The sequence below is a fragment of the Terribacillus sp. JSM ZJ617 genome, assembly GCF_044383785.1.
Taxonomy (GTDB): Bacteria; Bacillota; Bacilli; order Bacillales; family Amphibacillaceae; genus Terribacillus.
In genome coordinates, this window is the sequence record NZ_JBISEQ010000002.1 from 381,394 (window position 1) to 393,810 (window position 12,417).

Below are 12,417 nucleotides of genomic sequence, written 5' to 3' on the forward strand. Positions count from 1 at the left end.
GGTGCAATATGACTTATTTTACCCTATATATAAAACTTGTACTAGTATGTTAAACTATAAGGATGAAAGAAAAAAGGAGACAGTGAAACTTGTTATGAAAAATCATATTTTACTAATAGATGGCATGGCGATTTTGTTCCGCGCATTTCATGCTACTGCTTACCGAAATTATTTTATGATCAACTCAAAGGGTATGCCGACAAATGGCTTGCATGGCTTTATCCGTCATTTGGCTGCTGCTGTCGATCATTTTGAACCGACACATGTTGCTGCTTGCTGGGATATGGGTTCAAAGACATTCCGCAGCGAAATGCTGGACACATACAAAGGGAATCGTGAGGCACCGCCTGTTGAGCTGATTCCACAATTTGAAGCAGTGAAGCAGGTTGCAGCTGGATATGGTATCCCGAATATCGGATTGAAAAACTATGAAGCAGATGACTGCATCGGTACATTGGCCAGCCTTTATGCGGCAGAAGGACATCAGGTTACCGTTCTTACGGGTGATCAGGATATGCTGCAGCTCGTCCGGCCGAATATCGATGTTGCGATTATGCGAAAAGGTGAAGGCAACTACGAAATATTCCAGGAAACAAGCTTTTTCGAACAAAAAGGACTGACACCAGCGCAGATCATTGATATGAAAGGTTTGATGGGAGATAGCTCCGATAACTATCCTGGAGTCAAGGGTATTGGTGAAAAGACTGCTATCAAACTGCTGACTCAATATGAAAATATCGATAAGCTGCTTGAGAACCTGGAGGAACTTCCAGCAGGAGTACGGAAGAAAATCGAATCTGATTTGGATAACCTGCATTTGAGCAGAAAGCTTGCTGCTATCCATTGCGAGGTTCCCATCAGCTGTGAACTTGAAGATGCTGTTTGGTCCGTAGATGAGAAGCAGAAACAGGCCATGCTTGAGGAATTTGAACTGACAAAGCTAAGCCGTTTATTGCGTGCTGCTGACCAGCTGGCAAATTAAAAAGCGATTGTGCATAACGCACAGTCGCTTTTTTCATCTGAATTGCTGTAAACGGGAAAAGAATTCCCGGACAAATTCGTAGAATAACCTTTCGGACGGCGCTACTTGTCTTTCTCGCGGCATGATGACACCGACCGATCTCCTTACTTCGGGAAACGTAATTGGAATTTTCGCAGTCATCCTGGGCGTAGCATCATAGAATGTACTTTCCGGCAAAATAGTGATGCCGATGCCGGCTGCAACGAGTCCTTTTATAGCGTCCAGATCTTCCCCTTCTGATGATACAGTCGGTACAAATCCAGCTTTTTTGCATCCATCCATCACAAGCTGGCGCAGTTTATAACCTTCAGGGAAAAGTACGAACTGCTCGCTCTGCAAATCCTTCAGATGCAGCTGCTCCCGTTCAGCAAATCGGTGAGCGACTGGAACGAGGGCTGAAAAGCTCTCTGTAAACAGAATTTCTCCATCAATTCGATCGTGATCCCTCGGTACAGGGCCAATAAAAGCAATATCGATATCACCGCGGGACACTTGTTCAATCAGAAATTGATACGTTCCTTGGCGTAGCTGGAACTGGATATTCGGATAAGCTTCTTTGAATGAATAGATAACTGTCGGCAAAAGCTGCCCAGCCAAGCTCGTTGGAAAGCCGATTTTGATAGACCCGCGCTCCGGATCCAAATGTTCGTCTATTTGCTTTTTGGCATAATCGATTGCTTGCATAGCTGTTTCAATATGAGAGAGGAAGGTGCGCCCGATTTTAGTCAGTTTGACATTTCTGCCTTCCCGTTCAAACAGATCCACTCCAAGTTCATCCTCTAAATTACTGATTTGGCGGCTGATGGCGGACTGAGCAACAAGTAAATATTCAGCTGCTTCAGACATATGCTCCCGCTTGGCAACCTCGATAAAATAGCGCAGTTGACGCAATTCCATGCTATAATCCTCCGATCTATCTCAAATTGAGATTGATTCTATCTAAATTATATATTGTTTCGATCAATTAGAAAACCTACAATGTTTAATAAGACAACATGTCGGTTCGAGACAGAGAGTGAGGGATTAATAATGGCATTTCATTTCCTACCAAAAGCACAAGGCTTATACCGACCGGAATTTGAGCACGACGCGTGCGGAATCGGTTTGTACGCGCATATGAAAGGTAAAGCCGCCCATTATATTGTCCAAAAAGGATTACAGCTGCTGTGTCAGCTGGATCACCGCGGCGGGCAAGGGAGCGATCCTGCATCAGGGGACGGAGCAGGTATCATGGTGCAGCTGCCACACCGTTATTTTTCCGAAAAGACTGAATTTTCGTTACCGGAGCCTGGTTCATACGGCGTTGCCATGATTTTCTTCAACACACAGGATGCTCAGCAGGAAGAGCTGGAAAGTAAAATCACCGCCTTTGTAGAAGCAGAAGGTCAGCACGTAATCGGCTGGCGCACGGTACCTGTCGATGACACGCACATCGGCATCATGGCGAAGGATGTAAAACCTTTCGTCCGTCAGCTTTTCGTCGGCAAAGGAGAGAACACAGAAAAAGGTCTTCCATTCGAGCGTAAGCTGTATGTCATCCGCAAACAGGCGGAAAACGAAGCGAAAGAAATGCAGCAGCATCTGTATTTTGCAAGTTTCTCCAGTGAGACGATCGTCTATAAAGGAATGCTGACTTCAGTGCAAGTGGATCAGTTCTACTTGGACTTGCAGGACCCATTATTCGAAAGTGCATTTGCACTTGTACACTCCCGTTTCAGTACAAATACATTCCCAAGCTGGGAACGGGCCCATCCAAACCGCTACCTGATTCATAATGGAGAGATCAATACACTGCAAGGGAACGTCAACTGGATGCGTGCCCGCCAAAAGCAGTTAGTATCGAAAGCATTCGGCAAAGACACAGAAAAGATCCTGCCGATTCTTGATACAGACGGAAGCGATTCTTCCATCATGGATAATGCTTTTGAGTTCTTCGTGCTTGCTGGCCGTAAACCGGCTCACGCTGCGATGATGATGATTCCTGAACCATGGGATAAGAACCCCTATATGGATAAGGAAAAACGCGCTTTTTACGCTTATCATAGCACATTGATGGAGCCATGGGATGGCCCGACAGCCATTTCATTTACAAATGGAAAACAAATTGGTGCGGTTCTTGACCGTAATGGTCTGCGTCCAGGACGTTATTACGTAACGAAAGATGACCATCTCATCCTATCTTCAGAGGTAGGCGTGCTTGATGTAGAAGAAGAGAACGTCCTATTGAAAGATCGTCTTAGCCCTGGCAAGATGCTTCTACTGGATATGGAGCAAGGCCGTTTGATTCCTGATGAGGAAATAAAGCAGGAAATGGCAGCAGAAGCACCTTATCAGCAGTGGCTGGATGAGAACATTGTGGAACTCCATGATCAGACTGTTTCTGACGATAGCGCTGTTGAAGACCTTATTACAAAACAAAAAGCTTTCGGTTACACATATGAAGATGTGCAGAAGTATATTGTTCCGCTTGTATCAGAAGGCAAAGACCCAATCGGGGCTATGGGGAATGACACACCGTTAGCCGTGCTGTCTGACCGCCCGCAATCATTGTTCTTTTATTTCAAGCAGCTGTTTGCTCAGGTAACGAACCCGCCGATTGATGCTTATCGGGAACAAATCGTTACAAGCACGCTATCTTATCTTGGAAAAGAAGGCAATCTGCTGCATCCGGATGAAACGAATTGCAGACGGATCAAGTTAGCTTCACCAGTTATTACGAACAATCAGCTGGAACAACTAGTTTCTGAACCGAGCGGCAATTTCAAGCTGCAGGAAATTCATACATTGTTCGGAGAAAATCTGAAGAAGAGTATGGAACGAATTTTCCAGGAAGCAGAGGATGCGATCAGCAAAGGTGTCAGTGTACTCGTGCTGACAGATCGCCTCATGTCTGATATCTATGTTCCGATCCCAACCTTGCTTGCTGTAAGCGGCTTGCATCAGCATCTTGTACGGAAAGGTCTCCGCACGAAGGTCAGTTTGATTGCATCAGCCGGAGAAGTTCGCGAAGTGCATCATGTGGCTACGCTTCTAGGTTATGGTGCTGATGCTATTCATCCATATTTAGCATACGCAACCCTGAAGGAAAGCATTGATAATGGCGATATCGCGCTGACTTATCCGGAAGCCGTCAGACAATATGCAGCAGCAATGACTGAGGGTGTTGTCAAGGTGATGTCCAAGATGGGCATCAGTACGGTGCAAAGCTACCGCGGCGCACAAATTTTCGAAGCAGTCGGTATCAGTCATGGTGTTATTTCCAAGTACTTCACAGGAACAACCTCCCAGCTTGATGGAATCGACTTAAAGACGATAGCTGAAGAAGCGAAAAAACGCCACCATGCAGCTTACAAATCAACAACCACAGCCTTGGAAACAGGCAGTGAATACCAATGGCGTAAAAACGGCGAGCATCATGCGTTCAACCCGAAAACGATCCATACGCTACAATGGGCATGCCGCCGTGATAACTATGAGCTGTTCAAGGAATACACCGAAGCTGCCGATAAAGAACGGCTCGGTTTCCTTCGTAACTTATTCGATTTCAAGAAGTCCAATCCGATTCCGCTTGAAGAAGTCGAATCGGTTGAAAGCATTGTGACACGCTTCAAGACAGGTGCTATGTCATTCGGCTCGATCAGTGAGGAAGCACATGAAGCATTGGCCATCGCGATGAACCGTCTAGGCGGAAAAAGTAATAGTGGTGAGGGTGGCGAAAACGCGAAGCGCTATAGGCTAGATGAAAACGGAGATTCACGCCGAAGTGCCATCAAGCAGATTGCTTCTGGCCGTTTCGGAGTTATGAGCTCTTATCTAGTGCAGGCAAATGAGCTTCAAATCAAAGTGGCGCAAGGTGCAAAACCTGGGGAAGGCGGACAGCTGCCAGGAAAGAAAGTGTATCCATGGGTTGCAGACGTTCGAAAATCGACTCCAGGAGTTGGTTTGATTTCTCCACCTCCGCATCATGATATCTACAGCATCGAGGATCTGGCTCAGCTCATCCACGACTTAAAAAATGCGAATAGCGATGCAAGAATCAGTGTTAAATTAGTTGCCAAAGGCGGCGTCGGCACAATTGCTGCCGGTGTAGCAAAAGGTGCCGCAGATGTCATCGTCATCAGTGGTTATGACGGCGGAACAGGAGCATCACCGAAAACTAGCATCAAGCACGCTGGTCTGCCATGGGAGATCGGATTGGCGGAAGCACACCAGACACTTATGCTGAATGGTTTGCGTGACCGTGTCCGTTTGGAGACTGACGGTAAATTGATGACTGGCCGTGATGTTGTCATGGCAGCATTGCTCGGAGCAGAGGAGTACGGATTTGCAACAGCGCCATTAGTTGTTCTTGGCTGTGTTATGATGCGTGTTTGTCATATCGACACATGTCCAGTTGGTATCGCGACGCAAAACCCTGAGCTTCGTAAGAAATTCATGGGGGACCCGGATCATGTCGTAAACTTCATGACATTCATCGCACAGGAAGTAAGAGAAATCATGGCTGAGCTTGGTTTCCGCACAATGGAGGAAATGGTCGGCCGTACAGATGTACTTGAAGTTTCGGAACGAGCACAATCGCATTGGAAAGCAGGACAGCTGGATTTAAGCAGATTGCTGCATCAGATCGATGGAGCTCGGACTTACAATACTCCGCAGAACCATAAGATCGATATCGCATTGGATACGACAGATATCCTGCCGCATCTTGAAAAAGCATTATCTGGCAAGGAGCAAGTGAATCTGGAGCTTCCAATCCGCAATATCAACCGTGTAGCCGGAACACTTGCTGGCAGTGAAATCAGCAGGAAATTTGCTGAAGCAGGGCTTCCGGAAGACACTGTTAATCTGCATTTCAATGGTTCAGCAGGCCAGAGCTTTGGTGCATTTACACCGAAGGGTATGACCTTGAAAGTTACGGGAGATGCCAATGACTATGTCGGTAAAGGTTTGTCCGGCGCGAAATTGATTGTCAAGAAACCAGCTGGATTCCAAGTATCCGCTGCTCAGCACGTTATTGCCGGTAATGTTGCATTGTATGGAGCGACTTCTGGTGAAGCATATATCAACGGTATGGCAGGTGAACGTTTTGCTGTCCGAAATAGTGGAGCAACAGCTGTTGTAGAAGGAATCGGAGAGCATGGCTGTGAATATATGACTGGCGGTAAAGTTGTCATACTTGGTGAAGTCGGCAAAAACTTTGCTGCGGGAATGTCGGGCGGAATTGCTTACATTCATACGGCTGACCGGGAAGCATTCAAACAGCTTTGCAATACAGAAATGATCGACTTTGAACATTTGTCTGATGAGAGGGAAATTGCGGAGCTTCGCAGCACGATCGAGAAGCATGCTGCTTACACAGATAGTGAAAAAGCATCCTTCATCCTGGAAAACTGGGAAGCGGAACTGGCATACTTTGTAAAAGTGATTCCAATCGATTACCGTAGCATGATGCATCAAATCGATGCACAGCGTGAGCTTGGACTATCGCAGGAAGAGGCTGTCATGGAAGCATTCGTATTGAAAAACCAGCAGCCAAAACCAGTAAAAGAATCCGAGAAACCTGCAGCAGTACATTAAGAAAGAGGTGGAAGTATGGGGAAAGCAACCGGATTTATCGACTACAAAAGAGAAGAAGCAAATGAACGCGATCCAAAGACACGGACCCGGGACTGGAACGAATACGCCGCTCCTTTCTCTGATGCTACGCTGAAGACACAAGGAGCCCGCTGCATGGACTGCGGTACACCGTTCTGTCACATCGGTATGGAGATTGGCGGCGCTACATCTGGCTGTCCTATTTACAACTTGATTCCGGAATGGAACGACCTTGTGTACAAGGGGAAATGGAAAGAGGCATTGGAACGATTGATGCTGACGAATAATTTCCCTGAATTCACTGGCCGTGTCTGCCCGGCTCCTTGTGAAGGTTCCTGTACGGTAGCAATCAGCGATCCTGCAGTTGCCATCAAGAATATAGAACGTGCAATCATCGATAAAGGCTTTGAAAATGGCTGGATTACACCGCGCATTCCACAAAAGCGTACGGGTAAAAAGGTCGCAATTATCGGATCTGGACCTGCCGGTATGGCTAGTGCGGATCAGCTGAACCAAGCTGGGCACACAGTAACCGTATACGAGCGTGCTGATCGTGCTGGCGGATTGCTTATGTATGGTATTCCAAACATGAAGCTGGAAAAAGAAGTCGTGGAACGTCGTATCAACTTACTGCGTCAGGAAGGTATCGACTTTGTCCTGAATACAGAAATCGGCAAGGACATCCTTGCTGAAGAGCTTCGTGACCAATACGATGCTGTCATTCTTTGTACAGGAGCTCAACAGCAGCGCGATCTTGTGATCGAAGGAAGAGAATCCAAAGGTGTTCATATTGCAATGGATTATCTGACCGTTTCGACAAAAGCTCTGCTTGATGAGAAACAAGCTGTTCAGCCGGAGTTCGATGCGGCTGGCAAAGATGTCATCGTTATTGGCGGCGGAGATACTGGTGCGGATTGTATCGCTACAGCTGTCCGTCAAGGCGCAAAAAGCGTTACGCAATTCGGGAAACACCCACAGCTTCCGCTTGCTCGCAGTGCTGATAACCAATGGCCGGAGTATCCACACGTATTCGGTTTGGAATATGCGCATAAAGAGGCAAAAGCGGTTTACGGGGAAGACCCGCGCCAATACTCTATCCAGACAACGAAATTCGTCAAGGATGAGCAAGGCAATCTTAAGGAATTGCATACAATCGATATGCAGAAAGTACGTAATGAGAAAGGCATGTTCGTTTACCAGGAAGTTGAAGGATCTGAGAAAGTATGGCCTGCTGAGCTCGTGTTGATCGCCATCGGCTTCGAAGGTACTGAAACGCCGCTGCTTACAGAGTTTGGTGTTAATGTAACACCTAACAAACGCGTAGAAGCAGCCTACGGAGATTATCGCACGAATGTAGATAAAGTATTCGCTGCCGGCGATGCCCGCCGCGGACAAAGTCTGATCGTTTGGGCTATCAACGAAGGCAGGGACGTTGCCAAACAGGTTGATCTTCAGCTTATGGGTGAGACTGTCTTACCTTAAATATTTAGCAGAATTTCCGTTTAACGGAGGTTCTGCTTTTATTATGCCGCCATAATGGAATGCAAGCCAGCAACTTGTCAGATCTCCTGCCAGTATTTTGGAAGAATGCTTCAAATTACTGATATTCAACCGATATACAAGGAATGGGGGATTCATCGAGGAGGATCAGCATGTTATTGAAACGCAAAAAAGAGAGAAATGCAGAAACAGTGGAACAAACTGATGTATCTAGAGAAGCAAACGTCACATTGAAGATCGAAGGCGAACTGAAAAAACAGCTTGATATGATTCATCTGAAAGAAGATGATTTGCGCGTTTTAACAGGATTACAGCCACTAGTCTGTTCGGAGATTGAAAGTATCGTCAGCCGGTTTTATCAGAACATCACCAATCAGAACAATTTACTCACAATCATTGAAAGCAATAGTTCTGTTGATAGATTGAAGCAGACGCTTAAGCGGCATATACAGGAAATGTTTGATGGCAAAGTGGATACTGATTATGTAGAGAAACGCAAACGTATCGCGTTGATTCATGCAAAAATTGGACTGGAACCAAAGTGGTATATGGGAGCTTTCCAGGATCTCCTGCAGCAGATGCTATCCATATTCGAACAGCATCTCCATGACTTCGGAGCCTACCGCTCAGCAGTACTTGCCACGACAAAGATCTTTAACATAGAACAGCAAATTGTGTTGGATGCTTATAATACAGAACATGAACGTGTACATATTGAACATATCGAGAAGCAGGATACATTATATGAAAGAATCCAAGCTACCTCCGAGAGCCTCACAAGCATATTCCTGCAGGTGAACCGAGCTGTCGAAGAGCTTGTTGCATTCTCAGCAACATTGACCCAACAGAGTAATGAAACAAAACAGACAGCAAAAGAAGTGGTGAACCATTCTGAACAAGGACAAGCGGGTCTGGCATCCCAGCAGCAGCGGATGCACCGAATCGGCGAGCAAATGGATATGGTGCAAAAGGAACTAACTGCTTTGGAGGCAGCAGCTGCTAAGATCGGCAGTATTGTAGTGTTAGTGGAAGGTATTGCTGAACAGACGAACCTTCTTTCTCTTAATGCTTCGATTGAATCGGCAAGGGCCGGTGAACAAGGAAAAGGGTTTGCCGTCGTAGCGAGCGAGGTCCGGAAACTGGCGGAAGAAACGAAATCATCTGTTTCCGATGTAACAGCGCTGATTCAAGATACGCATTCCCAGATTAATAATGTGAGCAAATTCATGGAGACAGCAGAGGATTTGATTGCAAATGGTACTCTACAGCTGGGGGATGTTACGACAAAGTTTGAGAATATCATGACGCATTCGCAAAGTAATGAACAAATAAGCAGCCGTACAGAAGAAAGCATCAAGGAATTCACTGGTGAGCTTATGGATGTAAAACGTGCTATGCAACAGGCAGAAACCGTACTGCGCCAATTAAATGAACTTACGGAAGCATAAAGAAAACCAGCAGTCAGATGACTGCTGGTTGTTTGTGTTAAAACTGTGTTTGTTTGAATTGTTCTTTCAATGCAGAAGGTGCTTGTTTAATGGAAGAAATAACAGTCTTCGAACCTTCCGTAATCGATTGAACATTAGACTGGATTTCTTTCTGATGCTGCTGCAAAACTGTCTGCTCTTGCTTGATTGTCTGCATATCCGCTTGCATCGGTGCCATTGTCTTATTGATTTTATTCTTTGTTGCGAGCATTGATTTAACAGCTTTCATGATCATAACAGCTGCGATTGCAAGTGCGCCGATAATAATGATTCCGCAAATGATCCACATGCTTGTACCCGTTTCCATATGCTGTACCTCCTTTATGTATGTGCTTTTCTTTTCCCTTATCTTTGTTTATCCTAACATACAGAATGCAGTTTTGTTAAAATTTTAGGTTGAAACTGTTCGCAAACTCCTATATAATCTGTTGATAAGATATTGTTGTCGCAATATTCTATCATTAGAAACAATTCAACTGAAAAAGAGAAAGAAAATCTTAAATGACAGGGAGTCCTAGCTTTGAAACAACAAACCTTTGCATTTACACGCAGCGAAAATTTAAAACAGAAACCGGAAGCAAGCACGCTTCAATTCGGTAAGGTGTTCACCGACCATATGTTCACGATGGATTACTCAGTCGATACAGGATGGCACGATCCACAGATCGTACCGTACGCACCGCTGGAATTGGATCCGGCAGCCATGTGTTTCCATTATGGCCAGACGGTTTTTGAAGGCTTGAAAGCCTATGTAACCAAGGAAGGAAAAGTATTGCTGTTCCGTCCGGATAAAAACTTTGAACGTATGAATCGTTCAAACGACAGACTGTGCATTCCGCGATTAGATGAAGAATTAGCGCTAGAAGCATTGCGACAGCTTATTTCGGTCGAGAAAGATTGGATCCCGACTGCAGAAGGAACTTCACTTTATATCCGTCCGTTCATCATTTCGACGGAGCCGTTCCTTGGCGTAGCTGCATCTGTCAGCTACAAGTTCATCATCATTCTGTCTCCTGTAGGGGCTTACTACAAAGAAGGTATCAACCCGGTAAGCATTGCAGTGGAGAATGACTATGTACGTGCAGTCAAAGGCGGTACAGGCGATGCGAAAACCGGCGGAAACTATGCTGCAAGCCTTAAGGCGCAAGAAGTGGCAGCAGCCTCTGGCTTCTCTCAGGTACTTTGGCTGGATGGTGTCGAGAAGAAATACATCGAAGAAGTAGGGAGTATGAATGTATTCTTTAAAATTGATGGCGAGATTGTTACACCACAGCTGAACGGCAGCATCCTTCAGGGAGTAACACGCGACAGTGTCCTGCAGTTGCTGAAACATTGGGGTTATCCAGTAACAGAACGCCGTGTTTCTATTGCGGAAGTGGTTCAAGCGCAGAAAGAAGGCAAACTCGAAGAAGCGTTCGGTACCGGGACAGCAGCAGTCATCTCCCCAGTCGGCAAGCTCTTCTATGAAGGCGAAACGTACGAGATCAATAATGGCGTCACTGGTGAAGTTGCAAGGCGTGTCTATGATACGATCGTCGGCATTCAAAAAGGTGAGCTGGAAGATACATTCGGCTGGACAGTCGAAGTCAACTAACTTAGAAGAACCTCCACACATAGCGGTGGAGGTTTTTAGCTTTGAGACTAGGAGCTTGGGCTATTTTACTATATAATCGTTACTAAAATGAGTTGTTAGATGAAAAGGTGAATGGAAGATGAAAAGAATAATTGTAAAAATAGGCTCAAGCATGCTTTCTGAATCGGGCGGCGGAATGAGTGAATCAAAGATTCGCCAGCATACGGACCAAATAGTAGCGTTAATCAAAGAAGGACATGAAGTGATACTTGTATCATCAGGTGCTGTGGCAGCAGGATTCCGTCAGCTGGGATATCCATCAAGACCGGTGACAATCGAAGGGAAACAGGCTGCGGCTGCAATCGGACAAGGTTTGCTCGTCCAAGCTTATACGGAAGCTTTTGGCAAACATGATATGAAATGTGCGCAGCTGCTTTTGACGCGGGATGTCTTTACAAATGCCGATCAGTATCATAACAGCTACAATACGCTGCAGGAGCTGCTGAGGCGCAATATCATTCCAATAATCAATGAAAATGACTCAGTATCCATACGAGAACTGACATTTGGTGATAATGATATGCTGTCTGCTTATGTCAGCGGACTCGTGAAAGCTGATTTACTGATCCTAATTACAGATGTGGACGGTATCTACGATAAGAACCCAAATACTTATCCTGATGCGAAACGATATCAGCGTCTGGACGCGATTCCTCCAGAAATGCAGGCTTCCATTGAACAGACATCCGGTTCCAAGGTCGGTACGGGCGGCATGTATTCAAAGGTACTGGCTGCTCAAACTGCGCTTGAGTTAGGGGTGCCTGTATTCATCGGTACAACGAATGAGCAATCGACCTTGCTTGAGATTGCCCGAGACAATGGAGCAGGAACGTATATAGGAGACGAAGCAACAGAGGTGCAGCGCAAAACGAAGCAATGGCTCACGCATCATGCAAGAGCGACTGGCAGCCTTATAATCGATTCAGGTGCAGCAGAAGCTTTGCTTGAGCATGGGAAAAGTCTGCTTCCGATTGGAATCACAGAAGTACATGGCACTTTTTCCACGTCCGCTGTCGTGGAAATCAAGACAACAGATGGAGATATTATCGCCCGCGGTATCAGTGATATTTCATCTGCTGATTTGCGCGAAATGCTCACAAATCGCGAGACTGATCCGTCTTCCGTTTGGCATAAAGCTGTAGTCCATCGAAATTATATTGTATTCCTATGAAAGCCGCCAA

8 protein-coding genes are annotated in these 12,417 nt (G+C 45.8%); 6 read left to right on the plus strand and 2 right to left on the minus strand.

What is annotated here, in order from left to right:
* Positions 1-94 precede the first annotated feature (94 nt).
* Positions 95-982, plus strand: coding sequence for a 5'-3' exonuclease (locus ACH6C1_RS08130; protein ID WP_374076236.1), 888 nt, complete (start codon positions 95-97; stop codon positions 980-982).
* 33 nt (positions 983-1,015) lie between these two features.
* On the opposite strand, the gene gltC is transcribed toward ACH6C1_RS08130, so the two are convergent.
* On the minus strand, positions 1,016-1,918 hold the full coding sequence (gltC, locus tag ACH6C1_RS08135) for a glutamate biosynthesis transcriptional regulator GltC (protein ID WP_095222756.1): 903 nt from the start codon (positions 1,916-1,918) through the stop codon (positions 1,016-1,018).
* A 132-nt stretch (positions 1,919-2,050) separates the two neighbouring features.
* Between gltC and gltB the strand changes: the two genes are divergently transcribed.
* The 3 genes from gltB (at position 2,051) to ACH6C1_RS08150 (ending at position 9,564) form a co-directional block, all read left to right on the plus strand.
* Positions 2,051-6,598 (plus strand): glutamate synthase large subunit, encoded by a 4,548-nt coding sequence (gene gltB, locus ACH6C1_RS08140; protein ID WP_374076238.1) that lies wholly within the window; start codon positions 2,051-2,053, stop codon positions 6,596-6,598.
* 15 nt (positions 6,599-6,613) lie between these two features.
* A complete protein-coding gene (gene gltD, locus ACH6C1_RS08145) occupies positions 6,614-8,098 on the plus strand; it encodes a glutamate synthase small subunit (protein WP_366249742.1) in 1,485 nt (494 codons plus the stop codon).
* Between the two features lie 170 nt (positions 8,099-8,268).
* On the plus strand, positions 8,269-9,564 hold the full coding sequence (locus tag ACH6C1_RS08150) for a protoglobin domain-containing protein (protein ID WP_374076241.1): 1,296 nt from the start codon (positions 8,269-8,271) through the stop codon (positions 9,562-9,564).
* Positions 9,565-9,601: 37 nt separating this feature from the next.
* Here ACH6C1_RS08150 and ACH6C1_RS08155 read toward each other — a convergent pair whose 3' ends face one another.
* Positions 9,602-9,910, minus strand: a complete 309-nt coding sequence (locus tag ACH6C1_RS08155) for a hypothetical protein (RefSeq protein ID WP_374076243.1) — start codon at positions 9,908-9,910, stop codon at positions 9,602-9,604.
* Between the two features lie 213 nt (positions 9,911-10,123).
* On the opposite strand from ACH6C1_RS08155, the gene ACH6C1_RS08160 reads away from it, so the two are divergent.
* A complete protein-coding gene (locus tag ACH6C1_RS08160; protein WP_095222751.1) occupies positions 10,124-11,197 on the plus strand; it encodes a branched-chain amino acid aminotransferase in 1,074 nt (357 codons plus the stop codon).
* Between the two features lie 118 nt (positions 11,198-11,315).
* The gene (proB, locus tag ACH6C1_RS08165) at positions 11,316-12,407 is read left to right on the plus strand and encodes a glutamate 5-kinase (protein ID WP_374076246.1); all 1,092 of its coding nucleotides are present in this window, start codon (positions 11,316-11,318) and stop codon (positions 12,405-12,407) included.
* The last annotated feature ends 10 nt before the right edge of the window (positions 12,408-12,417 follow it).

Excerpts from the sequence above, each read along its gene's own strand:
- ACH6C1_RS08155 (WP_374076243.1), bottom strand. The coding sequence starts at position 9,910 with ATGGAAACGGGTACAAGCATGTGGATCATTTGCGGAATCATTATTATC.
- gltB (WP_374076238.1), top strand. The coding sequence starts at position 2,051 with ATGGCATTTCATTTCCTACCAAAAGCACAAGGCTTATACCGACCGGAA.
- proB (WP_374076246.1), top strand. The coding sequence starts at position 11,316 with ATGAAAAGAATAATTGTAAAAATAGGCTCAAGCATGCTTTCTGAATCG.
- ACH6C1_RS08150 (WP_374076241.1), top strand. The coding sequence starts at position 8,269 with ATGTTATTGAAACGCAAAAAAGAGAGAAATGCAGAAACAGTGGAACAA.
- ACH6C1_RS08130 (WP_374076236.1), top strand. The coding sequence starts at position 95 with ATGAAAAATCATATTTTACTAATAGATGGCATGGCGATTTTGTTCCGC.
- gltD (WP_366249742.1), top strand. The coding sequence starts at position 6,614 with ATGGGGAAAGCAACCGGATTTATCGACTACAAAAGAGAAGAAGCAAAT.
- gltC (WP_095222756.1), bottom strand. The coding sequence starts at position 1,918 with ATGGAATTGCGTCAACTGCGCTATTTTATCGAGGTTGCCAAGCGGGAG.